17 protein-coding genes are annotated in these 26,858 nt (G+C 40.1%); 11 read left to right on the top strand and 6 right to left on the bottom strand.

The genetic code is table 11. The features are described from left to right. Positions 1 to 42: 42 nt before the first annotated feature. Positions 43 to 2,838, bottom strand: coding sequence for a substrate-binding domain-containing protein (locus BCL90_RS03825; protein WP_244095047.1), 2,796 nt, complete (start codon positions 2,836 to 2,838; stop codon positions 43 to 45). 253 nt (positions 2,839 to 3,091) lie between these two features. On the opposite strand from BCL90_RS03825, the gene BCL90_RS03820 reads away from it, so the two are divergent. The 9 genes from BCL90_RS03820 (at position 3,092) to BCL90_RS03780 (ending at position 18,274) form a co-directional block, all read left to right on the top strand. Beyond that, positions 3,092 to 4,426 (top strand): sugar porter family MFS transporter, encoded by a 1,335-nt coding sequence (locus BCL90_RS03820; RefSeq protein ID WP_121282695.1) that lies wholly within the window; start codon positions 3,092 to 3,094, stop codon positions 4,424 to 4,426. 16 nt (positions 4,427 to 4,442) lie between these two features. After that, on the top strand, positions 4,443 to 5,393 hold the full coding sequence (locus BCL90_RS03815; RefSeq protein ID WP_166792166.1) for a carbohydrate kinase family protein: 951 nt from the start codon (positions 4,443 to 4,445) through the stop codon (positions 5,391 to 5,393). Between the two features lie 79 nt (positions 5,394 to 5,472). Next, entirely contained in the window at positions 5,473 to 8,544 is a 3,072-nt protein-coding gene (locus BCL90_RS03810; protein WP_121282693.1) for a SusC/RagA family TonB-linked outer membrane protein, read from the top strand. 17 nt (positions 8,545 to 8,561) lie between these two features. Next, positions 8,562 to 10,259: a RagB/SusD family nutrient uptake outer membrane protein gene (locus tag BCL90_RS03805; protein WP_121282692.1), complete on the top strand. Its 1,698-nt coding sequence runs from the start codon at positions 8,562 to 8,564 to the stop codon at positions 10,257 to 10,259. Positions 10,260 to 10,278: 19 nt separating this feature from the next. Next, complete coding sequence (locus BCL90_RS03800; protein WP_121282691.1) at positions 10,279 to 11,658, top strand: DUF4960 domain-containing protein; 1,380 nt, start codon at positions 10,279 to 10,281, stop codon at positions 11,656 to 11,658. 25 nt (positions 11,659 to 11,683) lie between these two features. Further along, positions 11,684 to 13,243 carry a glycoside hydrolase family 32 protein gene (locus BCL90_RS03795; RefSeq protein WP_121282690.1) on the top strand — a complete coding sequence of 520 codons (1,560 nt, stop codon included), beginning with the start codon at positions 11,684 to 11,686 and terminating at the stop codon, positions 13,241 to 13,243. A gap of 8 nt (positions 13,244 to 13,251) precedes the next feature. Then, complete coding sequence (locus BCL90_RS03790; protein WP_121282689.1) at positions 13,252 to 15,213, top strand: glycoside hydrolase family 32 protein; 1,962 nt, start codon at positions 13,252 to 13,254, stop codon at positions 15,211 to 15,213. Positions 15,214 to 15,250: 37 nt separating this feature from the next. Then, positions 15,251 to 16,768, top strand: a complete 1,518-nt coding sequence (locus BCL90_RS03785) for a glycoside hydrolase family 32 protein (RefSeq protein WP_121282688.1) — start codon at positions 15,251 to 15,253, stop codon at positions 16,766 to 16,768. Positions 16,769 to 17,179: 411 nt separating this feature from the next. After that, positions 17,180 to 18,274 carry an adenylate/guanylate cyclase domain-containing protein gene (locus BCL90_RS03780; RefSeq protein WP_121282687.1) on the top strand — a complete coding sequence of 365 codons (1,095 nt, stop codon included), beginning with the start codon at positions 17,180 to 17,182 and terminating at the stop codon, positions 18,272 to 18,274. A gap of 82 nt (positions 18,275 to 18,356) precedes the next feature. On the opposite strand, the gene BCL90_RS03775 is transcribed toward BCL90_RS03780, so the two are convergent. From BCL90_RS03775 to BCL90_RS03760, 4 genes are read right to left on the bottom strand one after another with little or no spacing between them, the layout of a single operon-like run. Beyond that, complete coding sequence (locus tag BCL90_RS03775) at positions 18,357 to 19,763, bottom strand: TolC family protein (protein WP_121282686.1); 1,407 nt, start codon at positions 19,761 to 19,763, stop codon at positions 18,357 to 18,359. Further along, on the bottom strand, positions 19,747 to 21,063 hold the full coding sequence (locus tag BCL90_RS03770) for an HlyD family secretion protein (protein ID WP_121282685.1): 1,317 nt from the start codon (positions 21,061 to 21,063) through the stop codon (positions 19,747 to 19,749). The genes BCL90_RS03775 and BCL90_RS03770 overlap by 17 nt, the downstream gene beginning before the upstream one ends. An 11-nt stretch (positions 21,064 to 21,074) precedes the next feature. Next, positions 21,075 to 22,748, bottom strand: a complete 1,674-nt coding sequence (locus BCL90_RS03765) for a peptidase domain-containing ABC transporter (RefSeq protein ID WP_121282684.1) — start codon at positions 22,746 to 22,748, stop codon at positions 21,075 to 21,077. A gap of 1 nt (position 22,749) precedes the next feature. After that, on the bottom strand, positions 22,750 to 23,430 hold the full coding sequence (locus tag BCL90_RS03760) for a TetR/AcrR family transcriptional regulator (protein WP_121282683.1): 681 nt from the start codon (positions 23,428 to 23,430) through the stop codon (positions 22,750 to 22,752). 487 nt (positions 23,431 to 23,917) lie between these two features. Between BCL90_RS03760 and BCL90_RS03755 the strand changes: the two genes are divergently transcribed. Then, positions 23,918 to 24,424: a GNAT family N-acetyltransferase gene (locus tag BCL90_RS03755; protein ID WP_121282682.1), complete on the top strand. Its 507-nt coding sequence runs from the start codon at positions 23,918 to 23,920 to the stop codon at positions 24,422 to 24,424. A 406-nt stretch (positions 24,425 to 24,830) separates the two neighbouring features. Here the strand turns inward: BCL90_RS03755 and BCL90_RS03750 are convergent, their stop codons facing one another. Next, complete coding sequence (locus tag BCL90_RS03750) at positions 24,831 to 25,754, bottom strand: LysR family transcriptional regulator (protein WP_244095046.1); 924 nt, start codon at positions 25,752 to 25,754, stop codon at positions 24,831 to 24,833. Positions 25,755 to 25,802: 48 nt separating this feature from the next. Here BCL90_RS03750 and BCL90_RS03745 point away from each other — a divergent pair, with 48 nt between their 5' ends. Next, entirely contained in the window at positions 25,803 to 26,771 is a 969-nt protein-coding gene (locus tag BCL90_RS03745) for an alpha/beta fold hydrolase (RefSeq protein WP_121282681.1), read from the top strand. Positions 26,772 to 26,858: the final 87 nt, after the last annotated feature.

Below are 26,858 nucleotides of genomic sequence, written 5' to 3'. Positions count from 1 at the left end.
TTTAAAAGAGTCCGGAATTTATAATACTGGAACTATGCATCATCAATTATTCTGTTTTTTCTTAAACTCACTGGGGCTCATTCCATATTTCCCCTTAAACAAGGTTGAAAAGTAGGTTGGTGAGGAAATCCCGATTTTGAAGGCGATTTCGGAAATGGAATAATCTTCATTCGTCAGCAGGTAAGTAGCCTTTTTCAGTCTACGGTTCAAAATGTAGTCCGTAATACTGCAGTCAAGTAATGCTTTCACCTTTCTATAAAGCTGAATACGGGAAATACCAATCATCTTCGCCAGGTCTTCCACATTAAGTGTCTCATTCCCCAGGTGATGCTCTACAATACCTGCAAAATCATTCAGAAACTTCTTATCAAGAACGCTTAACGTTGATTTTTTCTCTGCACCAGAGCTGATATCGCTGATGTAATGTTCCTTTAGTAACATACGGTTGGCAAGCAGGTTTCGAACATTTGCTTGAAGGAAGTCAAAATGAAAAGGTTTGGTCATATAAAGATCGGCCATACTGTTTATACCCTCGATCTGCTGTTCAGGGCTAGCTTGTGCCGTGAGCAGAATAAGCGGGATATGGGAGGTTCGCAGATCTGTTTTAAGTTTTTTTGCAATTTCTTTGCCCGACATCCCGGGGATAATTACATCAGAAACAATGATGTCAGGAATTTTTTCAAAAGCTTCATGAAGCCCCTGGTTACCGGTTGTGGCGGTAAAAACCTCATAATTGACTGAAAATTTCTCCTGAAGATAATTTAACAGGTCGAGGTTATCCTCAATAATCAGGACGGAATATTCTTTGATATACTCACCTATCGGATCAATCTGCCTATTCTCCGCCGGTAACTCTTCTGTGATATAAACTTTTACTTGTTCAGTTAGTGAAAAACTTCTGTCATCTGCGCTTACAGGAGAAAGCTTTGAATCTATTGGCTCACCACACGGCATTGTGACTGTGAATGTACTTCCCTGCCATTTTCTACTCTGTACCTCAATACTGCCACCGTGCAAATGTACCAGTTCACGGGTAAGGGAAAGGCCAAGGCCAGATCCTCTCGATTCGCTGGTATTGGATTGATAAAATTGGTCCCAAACCTGCTGCAATTCCTCTTGATTCATCCCACTGCCATTATCAGCAACTGAAATGATGAAATTATTATCCTCAGTGGTTAAATTCACATGTATTCTTCCATGAGCCGGAGTAAATTTCAATGCATTACTCAACAGGTTGAGAATGACTTTTTCAAGGATATTTACGTCAAAATTGGCTACGATATCATGCTTTGGAAAGGAAAATTTTAAGGCAATATCTTTTTTCAGCGCGCCGTATCTGAAGCTTTCTATGATTTCATTCATGAAAGACTGAACGTTATTGCTTGTGGGTTGCACATGAAATTTCTGGTGTTCTATCTTTCTGTAATCAATAAGTTCATTGATCAGCTTCAGTAACCGATACGCATTCTTTTGAATCATCGTCAGTTCCCGCTTTTCCCCGCTCTGGATTTTATCGCTTTCAAGGAGATCTTCCAATGGAGATAAGATTAACGTTAGCGGGGTTCTGAACTCGTGGGATATATTGGTAAAAAAATTAAGCTTGGCTTCAGTCGCTTCCTCAATTTTAGCCGAAGCATCGATTAGCTTATTTCGCTGATCCAGTATCTGCACATTTTTCTGCTCAAGGCTTTTGTTAATTTTGCGGTTCTCCAATAAGGAGAAAAATGCCAGGCCGCCAAATATCACGGCCAATACCAGTGTGATCACAATAAAATTGAGCACCAGCTTTTGATTATCATAGATTTCAAGCTGATCGGATAACATCGTTTGTTGCCGTTCAATATCTCTTTGTTGGCTCGACACCTTTGCCCATTGAAGTTTCATAAGTTGAACCAAAGAACTGTCGATCACTAAGCTTTGCAGGATATTTTCTTTTGAAAAAGGTTCTTTATTTAAAACTTTGAAAGCGATACTAATGGCTTCTTTGCCTCCGGTGGGATATAACACACTGGCGGATATTTTCCCCTCACTGATCAGCTGTAGTCCGCCACCCGGACCAGGAAGTGCATCCACTCCTATTACCTTAATATGTTCTGAGGCTTTGTGATGGCGAAGAAAATCTTTTGCACTCGCGGCCATAACATCATTGTGTGCAAAAATAGCATCAGATTGCAGGATCTTTTCTTTATTCTTTTCCAGTTCCTGGAGTGTACTGCGGGCAACCCAATTACCATAAACCTGGGCTGCCAATTTTATTCCCGGCGATTTACTTAACTCTTCAGAAAATCCTTTATCACGCTCCATGGCAGGAGAAGATCCCGGCAGCCCCAATATTTCCACTACTTTGCCATTTCCCTTCAGCAGCTTGGTGATGTATTGGCCAGCCATCTTGCCTACCTGGTAATTCCCTGCACCAACATAGGCGGTATATTGGGAAGAAGAAGTCTTACGGTCAAGAACAATTACCGGAATTCCTTTATTATATACTTTTTCAACAATATCTGTTAATGGAGATGCTTCATTTGGAGATATGATTAACAGATCAATATGATTATCGACCAATTCTTCTACCTGTTCAATCTGTTTCTTGCTGCTATTGTTAGCATCCTTATAAATGAAGTTGGTTCCCGACCGAAGGGAAAGTTCCATTTTCATTTCTTCAAGCATCGTTTCTCGCCACAAATCAGAACCTACACATTGCGAAAAACCGATGGTAAACTTTTTTTCTTGTTTCTTTTCCGAACAGGAACTAAAGAAAAACAGCGTAGTGATCAGACCCAAAAGCCAAAGTTTGACACCCTGGATATTAGCCATTTTCCGGAATATTTTATTATTCATTTAATAAAGCTATAGATTACTTTTCAATATTGGAAATAAGGAGTAAATCCTTGCCTGGCATCATGTAACCAAATTTAACATCTGATGTTACAATATTTAAAGTGGCACTTAACAGCCGAAGCAGACCAAACATAAATCACTAATGTACAACAACTTATGTTGATTTAATTTTTTAACGTTTTTGAAAGATTTTTAATAGTGCCACGAAGCCATTTGGCCTAATTTGCGATCGTTAACCAATAATAAACTTTTTATGAAAAAACATTCTGTCCTGGCGTGGTCCATGGTTGTGGCCTTAGGCGGCTTTTTGTTTGGCTTTGACACAGCAGTAATTTCAGGTGCTGAAAAATCAATACAGCAGTTTTGGAATCTCTCTGCTTTCTCACATGGCCTTACCATCTCCATTGCACTTATTGGTACGGTAATCGGCTCTCTTGTAGGATCCCGTCCATCTGATTATTTCGGAAGAAAAAATACACTTTATTTCGTAGCTGCTGCATACTTACTCTCTTCGCTGGGTACCGCCCTGGCAGATAACTGGTATATCTTTTTAGTATTCCGCTTTTTAGGTGGCCTCGGCGTAGGTATATCCTCTGTAACCGCACCTATTTATATTTCCGAAGTATCTCCGGCACACAGACGGGGACGGCTTGTAGGGCTTTTCCAGTTCAATGTTGTACTGGGTATATTGATATCCTATCTTTCAAACTATTTGCTCAGCCAGGGAGGCGAGGCATCCTGGAGATGGATGCTTGGTGTTCAGGCATTTCCTTCAATAATATTCCTGGTTTTAATCTATTTTATTCCTGAAAGTCCAAGATGGCTTATACTCAAACGTGGTGCTTATGATAAAGCGTTGGAAATCCTGCGCATTATAAATCCATTAAACTGCAATGAAGAGCTTGCCGCTATCCAGAAGTCAGGTGAGGATATGAAAAAAGACAAATCTTCGGACGGGCTTTTTTCAGGGAAGTACAAAACACCTGTTATCCTGGCCGTGCTGTTTGCCTTCTTCAACCAGGTATCAGGAATAAATGCCATCATTTATTACGCGCCAAGAATTTTTGAGATGGCAGGACTTGGTGCACATTCTTCACTTTTATCTACTGTAGGTATTGGAATGGTTAACTTTATCTTTACACTACTGGCCATCAATATCATCGATAAAGTGGGTCGAAAAACTTTAATGTTCATCGGTTCAATAGGCCTTATCGTATCTCTTGGACTTGTTGCATTTGCTTTTCTGGGCGGTTCATCCAGCGGTTTCGAAATCCCAATTTATGTAATGGTCTTCATTGCTTTCTTTGCTTTTTCTCAGGGAGCGGTGATCTGGGTATTCATTTCAGAGATCTTCCCAAATCAGGTGAGAGCAAAAGGACAAACCCTTGGCAGTTCTACCCATTGGGTGATGGCAGCACTGATTGCATTCTGCTTCCCCTATCTGGCAGAATCATTTGGAGGTGCAAACATATTTTTCTTTTTCTCCGGGATGATGGTCTTGCAACTGATTTTTGTATGGAAAATGATGCCGGAAACAAAAGGCAAGTCGCTGGAGCAGATCGGAGAAAATGTTGTTTTGATGCATTAAATGATATATGAATAATATGATAAATAACCCAAACTATAGTTCTGCTCCAGCCACATGTTATGGAGAAATTCTGTGGGATGTACTCCCAGACGGACCACAGCCAGGAGGAGCACCATTAAATGTTGCTTATCACCTCAATAAGCTGGGCATGGGCTCAAGCCTGATCAGCCGGATTGGGAAAGATGAAAATGGGCAGAAGCTCATTAAATTGATGGAAAACTGGGGAATAGATACCGGGCTGCTACAAGTTGATGAGCAATATGAAACCAGCCAGGTTCTGGCCAAAATGAACAATGGTAATGAAGTAAGTTATGAAATCGTGTTTCCGGTAGCCTGGGATTTTATCGATCAAAGTCAACAACTCATCAAACATATAAAACCATCAACGTACTTTATTTTCGGAAGTTTAGCATCCAGAAACGAAACCTCAAGGAATACCCTTTATAATCTTTTGGATAATGACGCGATTAAAGTGTTCGATATCAATCTTCGTGCGCCCTTTATCAACCAGGCACAATTAGGTCATTTATTATCTAAGGCAGATATTGTTAAGTTCAATGAGGCGGAGCTGGGTATTGTACAAATCATGTTTGGTGGTTCTTTAAAAGGAGAAGCTGATCAGGTACGGTTTATACAAGACCGGTTTAAAGTCCCCGAGGTTATTGTAACCAAAGGTGAGTTCGGTGCCTCATACTATAATTTAGATAAAACCTATAATGTTTGGGGAAATGAGGTAAAAGTAAAGGATACGATTGGCAGTGGAGATTCCTTTTTGGCTGCCTTTATTGCTGCCCATAATCGTCAGGATCAGCCACTACAAATACTTAAGAAAGCGATTGCGATGGGTGCATTTATTGCAACCAAGAAAGGCGGATGCCCTGAATACAATTTTGACGAATACCAGGCTTTCTATAACGAATTATTTACTGCAAAATCTTCCAGTAACAGTACGCATACTGCTGCTTAGAAGTTAAAAAACAAATAAACTACATAACCGGCAAATGCTGATTATATAGAGAGAAACTAACCATTATAAACCATATTTTATGAGAAAAGTAATACTTTGCTGTGTTCTTGTGTTTTGCTTTATGGCAAGTACATACGCACAAATCCGAAACATTACCGGGACGGTTACCGATAAATCCTCAAAACCTGTTCCTGGAGCCTCCGTCTATAATGTAGAAACAGGTAAATCCACACAAACAGACGAAAAAGGGAAATTTATAATCCAGGCCGCGGCTGGGCAAACCCTCCGCTTTATTTACATGGGTGCTCAAACTGTGAGTTCCAAGGTTGGCCCTACTTCAGTAGTAGACGCACAACTGGAAGTCTCCGCTACGAACCTGAACGATGTGGTGGTAACCGGCTACCAGACGGAAAGAAAAAAAGATTTGACGGGTGATGTGGCCATTGTGGATGTAGATGAACTTAAAAAGCAATCTGTAGCCAATCCAATGAAAGCATTGCAGGGCCAGGTAGCGGGTGTTTACATTACAGGAAACGGTGCGCCAAGTGCTCCGGCAACCATTCGAATCAGGGGTATCGGAACTTTAAATAACAACGACCCTCTGTATATAATCGACGGTGTACCTACCAAGTCAGGCATGCATGAACTCAATCAGGCCGATATCGAATCGATGCAGATTCTTAAAGATGCTTCATCAGCCAGTATCTATGGCGCCAGGGCAGGAAACGGCGTAATTGTAATTACCACTAAAAAGGGTAAAACGGGCAAGACCCAGTTAAGTGGGAACGCTTACTCATCGCTTTCTACCTATGTAAATAAGTTGGATATGCTGGATGCTCAAGGTTATGGTAAAATTTTGTGGCAGGCTTATGTTAACAAAAACCTCGATCCTAATTCGAATGGATTGCGTTATCAATTCGACTGGAAAGTTGATCCAAACACCAATCAGCCCGTATTAAATAAGGTGCTTTTACCCGAATTTCTAAACGCTACACAAACCCTTCGTACCTCAAATACAGATTGGTTTAAAGAAATATCCCAGCTTGGTATCATTCAGAATTATGATGCGCAGGTTTCAAGCGGAACTGAAAACGGACACTATTTACTTTCCCTTGGCTACTTTGACAACAAAGGCATTGTAAGAACGACCGGATTCAACCGTATTTCAGCGAGAATAAATTCAGACTATAAGTTATTTAATGGTGGCTTGACGATAGGTCAGAACCTAAGCGTGACCAAAACAAAAGAAGTTGCTGCCGACATTATCAATTCTGCGCTACAGGCATTACCTATTATACCGGTGCATACTGTAGACGGCATAGGCTGGGGTGGGCCTGTAGACGGGATGAACGATCGCCAGAATCCTGTTCGTGTACTGGAAGATAATCAACAAAATGGTTATGATTACATGAGGTTATTTGGTAATTTCTTCGCAGATGTTAAAATCGCTAAGGGTTTCGTATTCAAATCTAATTTCGGGATTGATTATAGTGATTATACCAGCCGGAACTGGCAAAAAAAATACCAGAGCGGTTACCTGGTTAATGATGTAAACAAAGTAATCAACACCCAGACACACAATGTGAAAACCACCTGGACCAACACCCTGAATTACAGCCTGGAATCAGGCAATCATCGCCTTAACGCCTTTGCAGGAACGGAACACTTTGTTGAAAATAACAATACTTTTATGGCATCACGGGAAGGATTTGTTTTAGAAGATCCTGACTACCTTTATTTAGATGCCGGAACGGGAATAAAAGACAACAGCGGCAGTGGCGCAAAAAACGTGCTTATGTCTTATATAGGCAGGGCGAATTACTCTTTTATGGATCGTTACCTCCTATCTGCAACCATCAGAAGAGACGGTTCTTCCAGGTTTGGAGCGAATAATAAATATGGTTGGTTCCCTGCATTCTCAGGTGCCTGGAGAATTAGCGAAGAATCTTTCGTAAAGAATAATACCTCAATTGTTGACGATCTGAAACTTCATGCAGGCTGGGGAAAAACCGGTAATCAGGAGATTAACAATAACGCGATTTATAACATTTACCTTTCCAATTACAATATCACTTCTTATGATATCAATGGAAACAAAAGTGGCGTACTTCCTTCCGGGTTTTATCTATCACAGAATGCCAATCCAAACCTGCGTTGGGAAGCAACAGAAATGAGCAATGTCGCCCTCGACTTTTCGCTCTGGAAACAAAAACTTTATGGTAGCGTTGGCTATTACCTTAAAAACACCACTGGCATATTGTTGCTTCCTCCATACATTGGTGTGTTGGGAGAAGGCGGTAATACCTATGTAAACGGTGCATCTATGCAAAACCGTGGGTTTGAACTATCCCTGGGGCACAAAAGCCGCTTAACAGATGATTTAAGTATTGATGTGAACGGGAATTTCGATATGGTTAGAAATAAGGTTACCTATTTGCCTCCGGCAGTAGTGAACGCCTACGGAGGTGATGGCAAGGGACAGAATATCCTGGGGAGAACCATTGGATCTTTCTTCGGTTATGTTGCCGATGGTCTTTTCAGGACTCAGGCTGAAGTAGATAATCATGCTGCACAACCCAACAAGGGACTTGGAAGAATCCGTTACGCGGATTTAAACCATGACGGTGTTATCGATGTAAATGACCGTACCTGGATTGGAAATCCCCTACCTAAATATACTTATGGCTTTAATGCGAACATCAGCTACAAAAATTTTGATTTCTCTTTTCTTCTGCAGGGTATAGGTGATGTAGCCGTACAAAATGATGCCAAATCTTATACGGATTTCTGGAGTGCCGTTGAATCTTCCTCAAATAAAGGAGCGAGGTTATTAAACGCATGGTCACCTTCCAATCCGAACTCCGATATTCCGGCAGTAGCGCTAACAGATGATAATTTCGAGGCTCGTCTTTCGACCTACTTTATAGAAAATGGATCTTATCTGAAACTGAGAAACGCTCAGATCGGCTATACATTTAACAAACAGCTGATTAGTAAGTTAAAAATGCAGAATCTTCGTGTTTACATCGGAGGAGACAATTTAGCCATTTTAATGAAGTCAAAGTCCTTCACCGGTCTGGATCCGGAGACCCCAGGATTTGGCTATCCTAATCCATTGGTTGTTACAGCCGGAATTAACGTAAGATTTTAATAATTGAAGATTTTATTATGAAAAAATATATAATCACCCTTGCTGCCTCGCTAATATTAGCCACAGGCTGCAAAAAAGCACTTGAAGTTGGCCCTAAAGGTTCGCTTAACGAAAGCCAGGTTGCAACTCCGGCACAGGCCGAGGGTTTTGTAACCGCCGCTTATTCTCAATTAGGAAACGATGAAATTAACAGGGCATTTAGCATGTACCAGTATGGAAATATCCGTGCTGATGATGCCTATAAAGGCGGTGGTGGCATCAATGATGGGGATGTTTTCCATAATATGGAGACTTTCATCGCCTCCAGACCTGACCAGTGGAACTATGATGGCATTTGGTTTAATATTTATGTTGGCATCAGGCGGGCAAATGAAGGCATCAGGGTGTTAAGCAAATTTAGCGAAACTGAATACCCTTTGGTTAAAACCCGTATAGCCGAGCTTCGTTTCTTACGTGGATACTGGTACCTGATGTTAGAAAACCTGTTTAAGAATATCCCGTATATTGATGATACAGTACCTTCAGATGAATATAAAAATATAAAGAACAATGCACTAAGCAGAGATCAGATTCTGGAGAAGATTGCCGGTGACTTTCAGGCTGCTGCTGAAGCATTACCAGCAACCCAACCACAAATCGGAAGAGCCAACAAATTTGCTGCTTATGCTTTTTTAGCGAAAACACGTTTGTTTCAGGCTTACACGCAGAATGCAACACATGCCGTAACAGGAATCGACCAGAACAGGTTACAACAGGTTATTGATGCATCCGATCAGGTGCTGGCTTCATCCTATAAGTTACAGGCAGATTTTGCAAACAATTTCACCTCCGGAACATTCGAGAATGGTACTGAAGCGATTATGTCTGTTCAGTTTTCCAGTAATGATGGCGCAGGACGAGGCCGGGTAAACTTTGGTGATATGCTCACGGTACCACAGGGTATCGGATGCTGCGATTTCCAGAAACCATCACAAACCCTGATGAACGCTTTCAGAACAACAACTACAGGCATACCGTTATTCGATACTTTTAACCAACAAAATGTCGATTTTGCTACAAACACAGTCGATCCAAGAGTAGATCATACCATATCAAGACCTGGCGCTCCATGGAAATATGATCCGGCAAGAGTGGTTACAGCAAGCTGGAGCAGGAATATTCCACTATACGGAACTTATAATTCCATGAAAGAAAATGTATCACCTGATTGTGACTGTTTTATAAATGTTGCTCCATTTTTTGGCAATACAAAAGCCAGAATCATGATCAGGTTAGCTGATGTGATGTTATTTAAAGCAGAGGCGCTAATTGAACTGGGCAGACAGAGTGAGGCTTTACCGATTATTAACGCAATAAGAGACCGGGCATCTAAAAGTACGGCAAAACTGGTGATGGCCAACGGACAGCCGACCTCCAAATACAATGTTCAGCAATATGTTCCGGGAACAAACATCGTTTGGGATCAGGCAAACGCCAGAAAAGCTTTGCGATTTGAACGCCGTTTAGAAATGGCACTGGAAGGAGAAAGGTTTTTTGATCTCATCCGATGGGGTGTGGCCGATCAGGTGATCAACTCGTTTTTTGATTCAGAAAAGAGCTTCAGAAGTATTTACATGACTGCAAGATTTACAAAAGGAAGAGATGAATACTTACCAATTCCTCAAAACCAAATCTTCTTCAGTGAAAACAACTATGTTCAAAATCCAGGTTACTAAACCTCTAAATGATTAGAAAATGAAATTAAAGCAAATATTGAAGGTATTTTTAGTCTTTGTAATGGTCTTACCATTCATAGGCTGCAAAAAGGATAAGAACAATGATTTTAAACTTGACAGCCAGGTACAGCTTGTGTCTTATTCGATTAATGGTATTGCTGCTACTATCGACCAAAAAACGGGTGCGATAAGCGTTAATGTTCCTTTTGGTACAGATATTTCAAATTTGATACCTAAGGTGGAAATGCCAGATGGCGCAACAAGTTCCATGAATTTTACTAAACCCGTTAATTTTACTGGTGCAGTAGATTTCAGGGTAGTGAATGGAAATCTCTTCAAGGATTATTCAACAACGGTGAAAATTACTCCTCCACTCAAAAGCGTTTCCGTAGCCAGCTTAAAGGCATCGGTAAATCACGATAACCGTACCGCAACGTTAATCCTTCCCGACGGAACAGATTTAGCTGCAATTAAACCCATCATAGAAGCAGAGCAAGATATTGTGGTTAGTCCGCTAAGTGGCACAGCACAGGATTTCAATCAACCGGTAACCTACACTTTTACCAAGGGTAATTTTACCACAAGTTACCAGGTCACCTTTATCAGCAATTCTGTAAGCGAGTACGCGTTTTTAGGTACAGCAAGTTCAAGATCGGCAATAACTAACCCGGATGAAAAAGCAGCAAGTGACTGGTTTTTTGCCACCTACCCTACTGCAGACTATATTTCATTTGGTGCATTGGAAACCGGAAAGCGTCTTTCTAATTACAAAGTGATCTGGTGGCACTTCGATTCTGCACAAGATCTCCCAGCTCAGGCAACCAGCGCTGCAAGTTTAACAGCCCTGAAAGCTTACCGAAATGGAGGCGGAAGTTTGCTGTTAACCTCTATGGCGGGTAGGTACGTAGAAGCATTAGGCGTGGTGCCGGCCGGTAAGGGTCCAAACAATGTTTTTGGAGATTTTGCCCTTGGCGCTGGTTTTATAGATAACGGAAGCGACTGGGGTATCTCTTTCAAGGGCAAGGAATCTCATCCCCTCTTTCAAGGGCTGGAGACTTATGATACCGGAAAGGCTAATCTTTTGCAAAAAGGAACATTTAGACTTAACCACACGGCATGGTGGTTTCTTCCGGACTGGGGAGGTTACATGAATGGTGCAGGATGGCGTCAGCAGACAGGTGGAATAAACCTGGCATCTGAAGCATGGGACGATAACCTCGACGGTCGCGTTGGCATTGCTGAGTGGCCTCAGACAAATGGCCCGGGAAATGTAGTCGTAATCACCTTTGGTGCTTATGACTGGTATTCAGAACCTCAAAATGGTGCGCCTACCAGTAATAGATTCATCACGAACATTCGCAGACTCACCAAAAATGCGATCGACTATCTAAAAAAATAAATTCACAATCAAATAGTGATTTAATATGGCATTGAAAAGAATATTATTAGCAGGAATGGCGATTTCGCTTTTCCTGTCTTGCACCAAAGAAAAAACCTACACCCCGGCTGAACCTTTTAGCGAAGAGAAATTTAACATCTTCCCGAAACCACAGATAAGCCCGAATTCCACTACAGGCCAGTCAACAGGTTGGGTTGGTGATGTGATGCCTTCCTACGTGAACGGACAGTTCGAACTGTTTTTTCTGCACGATGACCCGGATCAAGTGAAGCAAAGTAGCACTGGTCAGCATGCTATCCACAAGCTGAGTTCTAAAAACCTGCTCGATTTCAGCTATGATGGCGAAATGATTCCTTATGGCAATAAATCTACCCAAGATAACCTCATTGGTACAGGCTCTATGGTAAAAGCCGGAAACACAAATTACTTTTATTATACGGGGTTTAATTCAAACAACAGCTGGTTGCAGAATACGAACAGCGCATTGGTTTCAGGCAACACCCGCGAAGCGATTATGTATGCCACCAGCAGCACAACTACAGGCTGGACAAAGAAATCGGGTTTTGCGCTTAAAGCACCAGACGGTTATTCAACAACCGACTTTAGAGACCCCTCTGTATTCTATAATACCGAGTTTTCTACCTACTGGATGATGGTGAGCGCTAAAAAAGACGACAAAGGTGTAATTCTCGTTTACACCAGTACCGATCCGGCAAGTGATAACTGGCAGTTAAAAGGACCTCTCTCTGTAGAAGGCGATTACCTGATGCTCGAATGTGCAGATATTTTCAAGATTGATGACAAATATTTTATGCTTTTTGCAGAGGACTGGAGCACCAGCCCGGGAACGCATTATAGGGTAGCATCATCCTCCGCAGGGCCATGGTTAAAGCCGGCAGATGGAATGGATATGTTTGACGGGCATCAGTTTTATGCAGGCAAAACAGCAAGTAATGGTACTGAGCGTTATGCCTTCGGCTGGGCACACCGCCGAAATCCGGAAAACGACAATGGCGTTCGCACCTGGGGAGGAAACCTCATCAGCCAGCAAATTACTAAGCTGGGCAATGATAAGCTTGCGGTGAAAGCCCCAAATAGCGTAAAAAGTTACTTCAGTAAAGATGCAGATGCTATAGTAAGCACTCAGATCGGCACCATTAGCGGATCGGCTGGCAACTATACCTTAACGGGAAGCTCTTCACCTTCAGGATACAGGTTTGCAGCAGTTACCGGAACAACTATGGTTAAAGGAAAACTATCTTTAAGCAATCTTAGCGGAACGGCCTCTTTAAACTTTAATGCGAAAACTGATCTTAGCGGCTCGTACCAAATCAGGTTCGAACCGGCATCAAATCGTATTGCCGCCTATAATAATGGCCAGGAAGTTACCCGTGTTCCATTTGTTTTCGAACAGGGAAAAACATACGACTTTAGTGTTATTGTGGATGGATCGATCATCGTACTCTATCTAAACGATCAGGTTGCACTAACCAACAGAAGTTATAGTGCAAAAGGAACGCCATGGTCGCTGACTGCTAGTAGTTTAGAACTAAAAGTTACTAATCTGAAAGTATCAACCCATTAATTGTTAAGATGATGAACAATAAATCTGGTTATCGTTTTGATTTGAGGTGCATACTCGGACTGTTTTTATTGGTGGGCGGATGCGTACATGCCCAGGAAATCGATAGAAAAGCACAGGAATACCGACCTATGTATCATTTCAGTCCGGCAAAAGGATGGATGGGCGACCCGGATGGACTTGTTCATTATAATAGCACTTACCATCTTTTTTGGTGGGGTCATGCTGTTTCGAAGGATTTGGTCCATTGGCAGGAAATGCCAAGACCTATGAAAGAGGGAATGGGATTTTCTTACTTCAGCGGGTCGGTGGTTGTAGACAAAATGAACACTGGTGGATTTGGAAAGAATAGTATGATCGCTTTCTATACCAAACACCTTCCCGGTGATTCCCTTCCCGAAACGCAGGCTATTTCCATCAGTAATAATGAGGGACGGAGTTTTGACTATTACCAGCAGAATCCGGTTCTGGATATTAATAAAGTGTTTTTCAGGGATCCGCAGGTTTTCTGGTATGAACAGGATAAAAGTTGGAAAATGGTCGTTTCCAGACCTGATGTTCAGCAGATTCATATTTATCAGTCAACCGACCTCAAAAAATGGACTTTTTGCAGCAGCTTCGAAGGCTTGGGCGCAAAAAACTCATTTTGGGAATGCCCTGACCTTTTCGAACTTCCGATTGAAGGAAGCAATAAGAAGAAATGGGTGCTCATCATCGGACGAGGTCCGAATAGAGTACAGTATTTTGTAGGTGATTTTAACGGAAAGACCTTCGTAACGGATAAAAAACTTGAAGATTACCTCAGTTCTGGAAAAGGCATAAACGGGTCTGTTTTTGAGGATTTTGAAGGCAAAAACTCAAAATGGCCGAAGCTTCCTGAAAATAGTAAAAACAAAGTATCTGGTGTTACTGATTATTTGGGTGAACATTACTTAAGTACTTCAAATGTTTCTAATGGAGTCATTCGATCAAAATCACAGGTTTTCACCGTAGGCAGTAAAGCCATTAATTTTTTACTCATGGGCGGAAATCATCCGGACAGCACCTGTATAAATCTTTTAGTAGATGGCAAGGTAGTAAGGACAACCAGTGGAGATAATACCAGGGTATTTAAATGGAACGGATGGGATGTCCGCACCTGGATAGGCAAGAAAGCACAACTGGAGCTTGTAGATTTGAGCAAAGATACGACTACCGGGTTTATCGCTGTAGATCATATCCTGTTTTCTGATCAGTTAAGCAATCAACACCTTGAACATGCTTTATGGCTGGATTATGGGCCTGATTATTATGCCACCAGAACCTGGAGGGATTATGACAACAAAAATGGCCTGGCCGACACCGTTCATGCCATAGGCTGGATGGGGAACTGGGACTATGCACGTAAGGCACCATCAAAATGGGGAAAGGGATTTCAATCTATTCCCAGGGTGATGACTTTAAGAGAAACACCATCCGGATTGAGGGTTTTTCAGCAACCGATACCGCAGCTTGCCCAACTACGTGATAGTGGTATTCATCAACAATTACAGCTAAAAGGTGTTCAGTCTTTAAAAAACTTTAAGCCCGGCGTGAATTCTTATGAACTCGACGCCACATTCACCCCTGGAACCGCTAAGGCATTTGGATTTAACCTGCTTGTTGGTGAAGGCAGAAAACTGGAACTAAGGTACGATCCGCAGCTTGGTGAACTTACCTTAGACCGCCGAAACTGTACCAACTTCATCACGGATACCGCTTTTACAAAGTCTTTCGCTAAAAAGTACGCCTTGCCCCTGGCTATGGATAAGGGTAGCCTTCGTTTACATATCTTTGTAGATCGTTCTTCGATTGAAATATTTGCAAATGATGGTGAAAAGGTAGTGAGTGCGACAACATTTGCCGCTGACACTCAACTTGGTCTGGAAACTTTTTCCGAGGATGGAAATACAAAATTAAATCTCCAGGCATGGAAACTCAAAAGCATATGGTAAGCGCTAATAATTTTTAACCTATTTTAAACTTACAGAAATGTCAATAAAAAGAAATTTATACTTCGGTTTAATCATTGCATCTTTTTTTTATGGATGCACATCGACGAGGATGTTGCAACAAAAAAGTTCAGATACGGAACCCTATCGCCCAAAATACCACTTTACGCCTAAAGCCCATTGGATGAATGATCCGAATGGAATGGTTTATTTGAATGGGAAATACCATCTATTTTTTCAGTATAACCCAGATTCCACAATTTGGGGACCTATGCATTGGGCACATGCAACCAGTAAGGATATGATTCACTGGGAAGAGCAGCCGATAGCGCTCTATCCGGATAGCCTGGGCACAATATTCTCTGGCAGTGCGGTCATAGATAAGGATAATACGGCGGGATTTGGTAAAAATGCGATGGTCGCAATCTTTACTCATCACAACAAGAAAATTGAAGATCAAAAGACAGGACTTCATCAATATCAAAGCTTGGCTTACAGTACGGATGAAGGAAAAACCTGGACAAAGTATGCTGGAAACCCAGTTCTTCCCAATCCTGGCATCTGGGATTTCAGGGATCCGAAGGTAATGTGGCATGCCGCTACCGGAAAATGGATCATGACCTTAGCCACGAAAGACCGGATCACATTTTATTCCTCTCCTGATTTAAAGAAATGGACCAAGGAAAGCGAGTTTGGCGAAAAACTGGGTGCTCATGGTGGCGTTTGGGAATGTCCTGACTTATTTCCACTTGAACTTGAAGGTAAAACACATTGGGTGCTGCTGGTAAGCATCAATCCGGGCGGGCCTAACGGTGGTTCAGCCACACAGTATTTTACAGGTGATTTCGACGGAAAAACTTTTAAACCAGATGCTGAAAAGCAAAAATGGATGGATTATGGCACCGACAATTATGCAGGTGTTACGTTCTCCAATACAGGAGCAAGAAAAGTGCTGATGGGTTGGATGAACAACTGGAACTACGCCAATGTTGTACCTACCGGAACCTGGCGGGGCGCTACTACCCTTCCCCGCGATTTGACACTTAAAAAAGTTGGTGAAGAGATTTATCTTGCTTCAACTCCTGTTAATGAAATATCTAAGTTAGAGAAAGTGGTATTTGAACGCAACGAATTGACTGGAATCAATTCGTTTGATCTTTCAGCAGGTTTAAAAGAAGGAAAAGGCACTAAGATTGAGATGCAGGTTAATGGCCCGGGTAACTTCAGCATTGAACTTGGAGACGGAAAAAACCAGAAGCTTATTATCGGTTTCGAACAGGACAAAGGCTATTTTATTGACCGCAGTAATGCAGGTAATGGTGAATTTGAGAAAAATTTCGCTAAAAAGCATTTCTCTCCGCGGATTTCAAATGCAGCTTATAAAAAAATAGTCATCTTTATTGATGCCGCATCTGTAGAGCTGTTTGCAGACGATGGACTTACCGCGATGACTGAGGTATTTTTTCCAATTCAGAAAAACACCTTACTGGAAATAAAAAGTCCGCAAAAAATTGATGTTCCAATGGTAAAAGTTTCTACGGTTGCACGTATTAACTAAATTGGCCACAAATGAAAAAGTACAATATTACTAAAGCTTCTAAGAGAGTGATACAGCTTTTCGATTAGCAAGGTTAATACCTTAAGACAGGGTCTGCCTGGCATTTAGCCGGGCAGACTTTTGTATTTATACAAATCTCCTTGTGATATATCAGTAGAATGTTTGTCTTAACCTTTTATCCTCACTAGTGGATTTCTAATTTGCCCGCAGACTATCTAAAATACGAAAATAGCCATAGATTACCGACGCATCTTTTGTCAAAAGTCAAGAAAAACCAATATCTTAAGGGATATCGGCCAGCTGACAAATATTTTCCGTAGATTTCAGTAACTTGAACTTACCACCAGTACTTCTGACATATAATAAGAGTCGGAAAGGTATTTTAGGTAAGCTTAAATAAATTTCTACTCTATGCTGTCACCAAAAACGAAAAGAAATATAGGACGCGTTATTCCTTTCGGCGTATTGTGGTTTATTTTTAGCCTCATTTATTGCATACTGGAAAAAGGTATTCTGGGCCATTTAGACGCTTATCCAGCTACCGGTGTCCCCTATAATTTCGGAAGAAGTATAATTGCAATCCCGGCTGCAGGAATGTTCATGGGGATACTTACCGGGATCCTGGAGATTGGTTATTTTAGCAAGTGGTTCATCAAAAAAAGCTTCACCAGGAAAATTGTATCTAAATCATTTATTTATCTCGTCATTGTTATCATCTTCCTTACTGTCATTACACTAATTAATGCCCTTTACATACAGAAAGGATATACTTTCAAAATCCTTTCATCGCCAGCTTTGGCATTTTTAACTGACTACGCAATGATCGGTATTATGATCTATATGGGTGCAATAATTGTGATTACCCAATTCTATTCAGAATTTAGCGCTAGTTTGGGCCAGGGCACATTGCGTAATTTTTTTTTGGGAACATACCATCACCCTGTGCAGGAAGAAAGGATATTTATGTTTCTGGATATGAAGTCATCAACTACAATTGCCGAAAAGCTGGGCCATGTCCGATACTTCGAAATGTTAAGAGAATATTTCTTCGACCTCTCAAGTGCAGTTATTAAATATGCTGGCACGATTTATCAGTATGCTGGTGATGAAATGATTATATGCTGGAAGCTGAAAGACGGGTTAAAAAACAATAATAGCATCGAGTGCTTTTTTGCTATGAAACTTGTTTTGGAAAAGGAGACTGAAAAGTACAACAACAGGTATGGTTGTTTGCCAGGCTTCAAAGCGGGATTGCATTACGGTATGGTAACTACCGGGGAGATCGGATCCCTTAAAAAAGAAATTATTTTTACCGGTGATGTACTCAATACTTCAGCAAGGATCCAGGGACTTTGTAATCATTTCAATGCCGATCTGCTTTTATCTGAAGATCTGGCAAAAATAATTCAGTTCCCCAATAACTACATCATAACATCAGTTGGACATAACCTTTTAAAAGGCAGAAGCAAATCAACGGAGCTATTTTCCATTTCGGGAAGAATTTAACAACAAATAATCATTGGATCTGATGTCGACTTCAATTCTAAAAGGATTTACTTGTTATTGAAATTTGAGTATTTTAAAGACTCTAGCCGCCAAAACTAGCGCTCATAAATTTAAGTTCGTTGTAACTTTTAAGGAATTTAAACCGCAGCTCGAGCATCTTCTCCTGCGCATCTATCAATTTGTTTTCCCGGCTATTGATCAAAAACAGAGAACTTTCTCCATTTTGATATTTTGTTTCCTCTGCCTGTAGTAAGCGATTATAATTTCCGATATTTTGTTGTGCAATCTTAATTTGATTGCGGTAATTAACCACTTCGTTGCTATAATTGCTAATCTTTGCATTAAGCTCCTGGCGTTTTAAATCGGCATCTAACCGGTTTTGCATCACTTTCATTTTTGCCTGACTATAATCTGCCCTTGCCTGCCTTAAAAATATCGGTATTTCTAATTTTAACCCATACTGGTAGTTGTTTTGGAAAAGGGGAAAAAGCGTAGTTTGATAATTTTCCTTATTAAAGAAGTTGTAGGTAAAATCGATCTTTGGTAAAAAGCTCTGCCATTTCAACTTACGTTCGCTTTCCAGTATTTTTTGCTTTTGCTGGTAGTAAACTAACGATAAGTGCGAATTAACAGGCTGAGCGTTCAATTGCGCAATCAGCGCTGAATAGCGATCGTATGCTTCGCTTACGGTAATGCTTTCAGAAGGCAAAAGGGGTTTGGTAATTTCAAATGGTTGCTGACCTTCTTTCCATAAATACACAGAAAGATCCATAGTAGCTTTAACATACTGCAAATAGGCATCTTCCTTTTCCAGTTCGAAACCACGCAATTGAGATAACGTTTCTGTTGTATCTATTGCTGCCCGCTCGCCATACTGAAAAGTTTTTAAAGTTAATGACAAGCGATTTTGGTTAATGGCAACAGCCCTTTTTTGTACTAAATATAATTCATAACATTTTACCCACTGCCAATAGGCATTCTCGGCATCTCTAAACAGCTCGTTGGTAAGCACCTGCTGTTCTGCTGCCGTCATTACCTGCGCAAACTTCGCCTGATCGAGCATTGCCCTGCGTTTATCATAAATTAAGTTCTTAGCCAAAGGTATAGTTAAGCCAAATTGATATAATCCGCCACGCGTATCGCTATTGTTTAGGCGTTGCCCGTCAATATAGTTGTAACTCCCGCTTACTTCTATTCCATACCAGGTTGGAATAACCAATCCGGCATTACTTTGTTCGTAATAATTCGTTCCATCAATGGTTTTCCCGCCCTTTTTGGCATCCACTACCGGATCAAAATTACCCCTTGCCTTTAAAACCTCTGCCTCTGTAATGTTATTTTGCAACCTATATTTAAAAGCAAGTGGATGGTATTTTTTTACAATGGATAAAAACTCGGGGTGTGAAAGCCGTAATGTATCCTGCGCAGCAGAAACCTGGGCAATACTCCATAAAAGGAAGATGATCCATGTTTTATTTAGATTTTTCATCTGCTGATTTCGATTTTTCTGTTTTCAAACCATAATAATCTGGTGGGAAACCGTTAATATTCCGCCACAACTCGTACCAAACAGGCACATCGTTAAGGATGGCAATACCTTTTACTCCCGCACCCATCTTAATTTGGGGCGGCCACGGTTTTTGGCCTTTATCTTCTATAACCAGGGCCTTGAAAAGACCGTTGGCATTAATGTTATTTTCTATGGCGATTACTTTGCCAGAAAACGTTCCGTAGCTGGAATCTGGCCAGCCAGAGAACACAATAGCTGGAAAACCATCGAAAACACACATCAGCTTTTGCCCTATGCGCAGTAGTGGTAAATCTACTGGCTTAACATAAATTTCTACGGCATAATCTACCTTTTTAGGCACAATGGTACCAATGCTTTCGGTTTCTTTTAAAATTTCGCCAATACCAGCTTTATTTAGTTGCACCACTTGCCCGTCTTGCGAGGCCACAATAGCGTACAATCCTTGTCTGGCCTGATAATTAGCCGCCTGGTTTTCCAGCTTGGCAATTTCTCCACTACTCCCCTGAATTTGCCCCATGCTCAAAAATCGTTCACCTTCGGTTTTGCTTACTTTCTCCATATAATCCTGAATGGTAGCATTCTGCTCGATGTTAACGGTAGTAATTTCCTGACGTGTTTGTGCCAACTTATTCTCTACAGCAGTTTTCTTAGCAAGTGCATTTTGATAGGATACACTTCTTTGTTGGAATTGAGTAAGTGAAACCAAGCCCTCATCGTACATTTTCTTCTGCCTGTTGTACTGGTCTTCGCTAAGCTTAAGCTCGTTGTTTACCGCGGCAAACTCTGCCAATTCTGCCGTAACTTTGTTATTTAACTGGGCAATTTTAATTTTCAACTGCGCTAGTTTGAGTGTTCTGGATGCATTTATTGCCGCCAGCTGTGTGTTGGTTGTACCAATTTTAGCCTGGTAATAATCTCTAACGCCTTTCTTTGCTGTAACTTGCTCCCTGGTACGCTGAAGTAACTGAGGATCTAAATAATCTTCTTTTACCTCTGCAAGCTGCAAAATGGTATCGCCTTTTTTAACGTAATCGCCATTTTTAATGTGCCATTTGGTAATGCGGCCAGGAATTGGTGAGTTAAGCTGTTGCGGACGCTGTTCTTGGTAAAGCGTGCTTACATTACCCCTTAAGTGGATATTCTGGGTCCATGGTAAAAAAAGTACTACCACGCACAAAATGATGAAAATGTAAAACCATCGCTTTACACGGGAATCTTTATGAATGTGATAGATCTTATCGAAAGATTGGATTTTCATGATGTAATAAATTAGATTTGATCGATTTCAATAGTACCATCGGTTAACCGTAGCTTTTGATCTGCAATAGCAAGTAGCTCTTGCGCTTTAGATACAATGATAACGGTAGTGTGCTGTTTGATACTGTTAAGGTAACTAACCATCTTTCGTTTAAATACATCATCCATACCATATAATGGATCTTCCAGCATAATTAATCTATTTTTACCCAGTAAAGCACGCAAGAGTGTAATTTTTTTCTTCCCGCTGTAAGAAACTTCGGTATCGGTTTCGCTTAATTGCGTATCAAAACCATTGCTAAACTGGCTTGATAAGTTTTCTAAACCAATTTGCTCACACAAATCCATGATCTCTTCGGTACTGATATCATTTCTGCCTAATAGAATATTCTCTAACAAAGTACCTTTAACAATCACCATATCGTGCGTGTATAGTCCTATCCTATCTCGCAGAGCCATTTTATTGAGGTTTTTGAACGGGATCTTATCGTACATGATAACGCCAGAAATGGTTTCGTAAAAACCAGCCATTACATTAAGCAATGTTGTTTTTCCTGCGCCCAAACTACCAGATATTACGTTAATGGTATTGGGCTGAATTTCGAAATTAATATTTTTTAAGATGGGTTTTTGATCGTTGAAGGCAAAGTTTACATCTTTTAATTTTACCGATAAGCCGCGGTTTTCTTGTTCCAGTACAATTTCGCCACTGTTCTCTTCTCCTAACTCGGTAACCTTATTCAGCTTAACCAATGCCGCAATTACATCATAATAGCTTTCTAAACTTATAATCAGTTTTTCTACCGCATTCATGATGGTGAGTACCACAATTTCTGTGGCAATAAACGCACCAATGTTTAGCTTTTGATCTACCAATAAATAGGTACCAATAGCCAACATAACCAGGGTGATAACAACCTTAAAACCTATAATTGCTTTATATTGAAACTCTAACACTTTAAAATGATCGGTACGATGTTCGAGATAACTCACCACCCGCTCATCGGTACCTGTTAGGTGCATATCGGATTTAGCGTTAATTTTGAAGGTCTTAATAGCGCTGGCTACATCTTCTAACCAGGAAGCCACCTCGTACTTTTTATCGCTCTCCTCTAAACTAGAGCGAATACCCGAATTCATGGTAAACCTAAAGATTACAATAACAATGATGACCACCAATGCGCCAAAAACCAAAAACCACGGATGGTAAAAAGACAGCAGTAAAATACCAAACGAAATCTGAATTAGCGCCGTTGGAATATCTAACAATATCTTGGAGATTCCTTTTTGCAGATTTTGAGTATCGAAAAAACGGTTAACCAACTCCGGAAGAAAGTATTTTTTTGCAGACGATAAGTTAATCTTTGGGATTTTATTTGCAAAGGCAATGGAGTATTCCACAAATATTTTTTGCTGAATTTTCTCAATAATCTGCATCACCTTAACCCTAAAAAAACCCGCTAAAAAAGTGCCCAATACTACAAAACCAATAAGTAAGTAAAGAGAAGTTACCATGGTTGCCCCCATTACAAAACTTACAATGGCCTGTATACCCAATGGAATGCTCAACTGAACCAAGCCACTTAAAATGGCATATACATAGATGGCTGTAACATCTTTCTTCTCTTTGGTAATGTATTTAAATAGTGCTCTGCTGCTGACCGTAAAATCTTTTTCGTGGTACATATTAAGCTGGTTTAACGGTATAAAAAGTTAATCGGGTTAAATATTTAAGCACATAATCTTTATGATTTTCCCTGGATGCATTATCGGTAAGTTTAGGCAAATGCTCGCTAAAAAAGTGCTGATTGTGAGCAGTTTCTAACAGCGTACTCGCTAAAGATCGCGGATAGGGAAAATGAGGCTCGAGTTTAAGAATGACCTCACTGATAAACAAGCACAGGCTTTTCAAGGGTGCAAACATCATGTCATTATTAATTTCATCCACCTCTTTTACCAGATATGATTTGCTGCTTTCAGAAATTACAATAAGGTGAAGATGATCAAGGTTATAATCATGCAGTTGGGTATGATGATTGATATGGTGGGTAATGATCTCCAAAATCAAAATCATTTTTTTTGTAGGATCATTTACCTCGACCAAATGCATTTTACAGACATACTCGAGATACGTCCAGTACCAATTGAGGATGTAGGTAAGCAATTTATACTTAGAGGTAAAATAGCGGTAAATAGTAGGCTCGGTAGAGTTGATTCTGCTGGCCAGTTTTTTAAATGTAAACTGCTCAAATCCAATCTCAAAGATGAGTTCAATTGCGTTACTCACAATAGCTTTTCCAATTGCGGTCTGTTCCGGATCGCGAAGATAGAGATGCTCGTTTAGCTTAAATTTAAGTAATACTTCCATTATCAATAGTAAACCACAAAATAAAACAACAAGAAGTAAAAAAGCGTAACTATCATTTATAATTACAAAATAATTACAAATGATAGTATTACTAACAAATCGATGTTTTCTAAAAAAACGGAACTAAAATGTAAATGACAATCAGGTTAGGGATATTTTATACACATAAGAAGCAAATGAGGCAATTCCACTAAACTAGAATGTTATTAAAATTGGTTTAATCTGATAGAAAGCGAAGGTATATTCCGCTTCTGTAAAATCGTTCTATAATACTGCTATTCTTAACGACACCGATCTCATTGCTGTAGTTGGTAGCAATGAAGTACCCCCCAGTAATACCGTTTAGCTACGATTCCGCGGTGAAGAAAGTCAACTTGTTTTTCCTTCAATATCTTACAAAATATGGCATATATATAGTCGATTGGGAATAATTGATTAACATTGTGCTTCATTAAATTTAATCAACATCAACAAGGCATTTAGGTTTATGTCACTTCAGATCCAGACAGATAGATTAAAATTGCTGCCGTTTACGATACAGATTTGCGAGGAAGCACTGTCTTGTTCAACTTCATTTCTTGCAGATTTAGGTATTACACCCGGGTACGGATGGCCGGATTTGGAGACTTTGGATACTTTACCCAGAATTTTAAATCATTTGAATAAAGTAAAATATCCTTCTGGATTTGAGTCCTGGATGGTTCTCCATAAAAGCACAAATACATTAATTGGAGACATTGGATTTAAGGGCCTTCCTAATGAATATGGTGAAATTGATCTAGGGTATGGGATTATTAAAAGTGAAACTCAAAAAGGATATGCAAAAGAAGCAGCTTCAGGGCTAATAGATTGGGCATTTAAGCAGAACGGAATCAAAGCCATTACTGCGAATTGCTCAAAAGAAAATTTGGCTTCACAACAAATATTAACCTTTCTTAATTTTAAGAAAGTTGGAGAAGATCAAGAGATGTTCTATTGGAAATTGATGAAGTAATCTTTTCGCAGCTAACGGCCTATTGCTTTACAAATAAATACTTCATCCCTTTCCTGAATTTGAAATTACTTTGTTAGTTATTTTTTATGGGTATCCTAAACTATACTCTAGAGTAAAAAATTATGAACCCCTAGTATAACCACGCTATTTTGAGGAAAGATGTAGTTTCATTGTTGCTGCTTTTAACTGTTTCCGAATTTCTGCGTTGTACCAAATTAAGTTAAACGACGCAAGTGGACAGAGCCTTCTACTGTCCTGGCAGTCCGTGATGTCGATAAGCTTATTTGAGTAATTCCGAATCCATCATTTCAGCTTAATAATCATAAATTGTAACAGTACTCATATCTTTACGATTGCGATGCGGATTCCTCTTTTCAAACCCAGTTTGAAACTTGAATGTGCAATCTTATTTATCGACATTGTTACTTTTTGTTCCACCACTGATGCTGATAAAGGCTTTTAAAGCAGGGGAAAGTGGCACATCTTTTCTGTAGACCAAAATCGTTGTCATAAGTCCCAACTCCTTTGGCAGAGGGAATGTTTTTAAATTTCTATTACCATAAAACGTACTTATGATTTCTTCTGGCAGAACACTAAATCCAATACCAGATTCAATGAAATTTACAACGCCTTCAATGGAATTCATTACTGTTTTATGATATTCGGCAATACCTTTGCTTACAAGCCAGGAGTCAAGTTTAGCTCTAAAGACGCAGCCTTGATCGAAAACTATTGTTTTAAGTGGATTTTTTTTAAGTAAAACATCCAGGTTTTCACAATCTGCCGGAGCAACAATTACGACCTGTTCATCCTTTATTTTAATTTGTTCGAGTTCAGGAATGTCAAGTGGAGCAGGGATAAATGCTGCATCCAGTTTATAATTCAACACATCACTAATTAAGCTGGCTCTCATCGCGGATCTAAAATCAAGGTCAACAAAAGGGAATTTAGAGGCAAGTTCATTAACAAGTTCAGGCCCTTTCAGGGTCATCATGGTTTCCAAAAATCCAATTTTAATCTGGCCCTTTACAATGTCACTTTTACCAATCGACCTTTTTGCCTCATCCAGAATGTGGTTGATTTGCTTGGTATAGCGAATCAGTTTTTCGCCTTCCGGAGTTAATTCGACTTTGCGGTTGTTTCTGGTAAAAAGCAGTGCGCCAAACTCCTCTTCCAGATTTTTTATACGGGTAGTTACATTTGATTGAACGGTAAACATGGCTTCAGCAGCCTTGGTAAAACTGCCATAATGTGCAACGGCTTCAAATAAATTAAGGTCATTCGTATTCATAAATCTTAAATTGAGATACATGATATCTTTATAAATCATTTTGAAAGATTAAATATCAGGTTTACTTTTGAATAAAAAAAAGGAAAAATGAAAAAACTAAAAATAGCCTTCACGATCATCATGACTGGCTTATTAGGGAGAACAGAAACTATGGCACAATCAAACACAGTTAAAACAAGTCCTGCTTTAGAAGTTGGAGTTGTTCATCACCGCAAAGTAAATGTAAACGGACTTGGCGTATTTTACAGAGAGTCAGGCCCGGCAGGAGCACCCACCATATTATTATTGCATGGTTACCCAACATCATCACACATGTTCCGCGATCTGATACCGATGTTAAACAAAAAATATCACGTTGTAGCTCCTGATCTTCCCGGATTTGGAAATACAGATTTGCCAGATCGTACAACTTATACCTATACTTTTGAAAATCTGGCCAAAACAATGCAGGGTTTTATTGATGAATTAGGTTTAAAAAGGTTTGCAATTTATGTATTCGATTATGGTGCACCAACCGGATTTCGTCTGGCACTTGCAAATCCAGAGAAAATTACGGGGATTATTTCGCAGAATGGCAATGCATACTTAGAAGGATTGAGTACGGGGTGGAATCCAATTCAGAAATATTGGGAAAATGACACCCAGGAAAATAGAGATGCGCTAAGGTCTTTTTATAGCAAGGAGGGAACGAAATTCCAGTATTTTACTGGTGTTACCGATTCATCGCTTGTAGCTCCCGAAGCTTACATTTTGGACCAGTATTTTCTGGATAGACCAGAATCTGCAGAAATTCAGCTTGACCTGTTGAAAGACTATAAAACAAATGTTGATCTGTATCCATCGTTTCAAAAGTATTTTAGAACCAATAAACCAAAATTGCTTGCGGTGTGGGGAAATAAAGATCCATTTTTTCTTCCAGCCGGAGCTGAGGCCTATAAAAAAGATATTCCTAACGCAATAGTAAAATTTTATGATACTGGCCACTTTGCGTTAGAAACCCATGCACAGGAGATAGGAAATGAAATACTGAAGTTTCTATCCACCCTTCCGAAATAAGATTTTCGGGTGTAATACGGCCTAAATGTGAAGACTTAGTGCCTGGAGTTGGCAGGTTGAAAGAGGATGGTTATGTGTATTTAATCA

Origin of the sequence: Pedobacter alluvionis, from assembly GCF_003664035.1 — a bacterium.
GTDB lineage: Bacteria > Bacteroidota > Bacteroidia > Sphingobacteriales > Sphingobacteriaceae > Pedobacter > Pedobacter alluvionis.
Note: the sequence above shows the minus strand (reverse complement) of the source record. Positions and strands in the feature narration are given on the sequence as shown.

Bases quoted from the DNA above. Each gene is read 5' to 3' on its own strand.
- BCL90_RS03825 (WP_244095047.1), bottom strand. From the start codon at position 2,838: ATGAATAATAAAATATTCCGGAAAATGGCTAATATCCAGGGTGTCAAA.
- BCL90_RS03820 (WP_121282695.1), top strand. From the start codon at position 3,092: ATGAAAAAACATTCTGTCCTGGCGTGGTCCATGGTTGTGGCCTTAGGC.
- BCL90_RS03815 (WP_166792166.1), top strand. From the start codon at position 4,443: ATGATAAATAACCCAAACTATAGTTCTGCTCCAGCCACATGTTATGGA.
- BCL90_RS03810 (WP_121282693.1), top strand. From the start codon at position 5,473: ATGAGAAAAGTAATACTTTGCTGTGTTCTTGTGTTTTGCTTTATGGCA.
- BCL90_RS03805 (WP_121282692.1), top strand. From the start codon at position 8,562: ATGAAAAAATATATAATCACCCTTGCTGCCTCGCTAATATTAGCCACA.
- BCL90_RS03800 (WP_121282691.1), top strand. From the start codon at position 10,279: ATGAAATTAAAGCAAATATTGAAGGTATTTTTAGTCTTTGTAATGGTC.
- BCL90_RS03795 (WP_121282690.1), top strand. From the start codon at position 11,684: ATGGCATTGAAAAGAATATTATTAGCAGGAATGGCGATTTCGCTTTTC.
- BCL90_RS03790 (WP_121282689.1), top strand. From the start codon at position 13,252: ATGATGAACAATAAATCTGGTTATCGTTTTGATTTGAGGTGCATACTC.
- BCL90_RS03785 (WP_121282688.1), top strand. From the start codon at position 15,251: ATGTCAATAAAAAGAAATTTATACTTCGGTTTAATCATTGCATCTTTT.
- BCL90_RS03780 (WP_121282687.1), top strand. From the start codon at position 17,180: ATGCTGTCACCAAAAACGAAAAGAAATATAGGACGCGTTATTCCTTTC.
- BCL90_RS03775 (WP_121282686.1), bottom strand. From the start codon at position 19,763: ATGAAAAATCTAAATAAAACATGGATCATCTTCCTTTTATGGAGTATT.
- BCL90_RS03770 (WP_121282685.1), bottom strand. From the start codon at position 21,063: ATGAAAATCCAATCTTTCGATAAGATCTATCACATTCATAAAGATTCC.
- BCL90_RS03765 (WP_121282684.1), bottom strand. From the start codon at position 22,748: ATGTACCACGAAAAAGATTTTACGGTCAGCAGCAGAGCACTATTTAAA.
- BCL90_RS03760 (WP_121282683.1), bottom strand. From the start codon at position 23,430: ATGGAAGTATTACTTAAATTTAAGCTAAACGAGCATCTCTATCTTCGC.
- BCL90_RS03755 (WP_121282682.1), top strand. From the start codon at position 23,918: ATGTCACTTCAGATCCAGACAGATAGATTAAAATTGCTGCCGTTTACG.
- BCL90_RS03750 (WP_244095046.1), bottom strand. From the start codon at position 25,754: ATGATTTATAAAGATATCATGTATCTCAATTTAAGATTTATGAATACG.
- BCL90_RS03745 (WP_121282681.1), top strand. From the start codon at position 25,803: ATGAAAAAACTAAAAATAGCCTTCACGATCATCATGACTGGCTTATTA.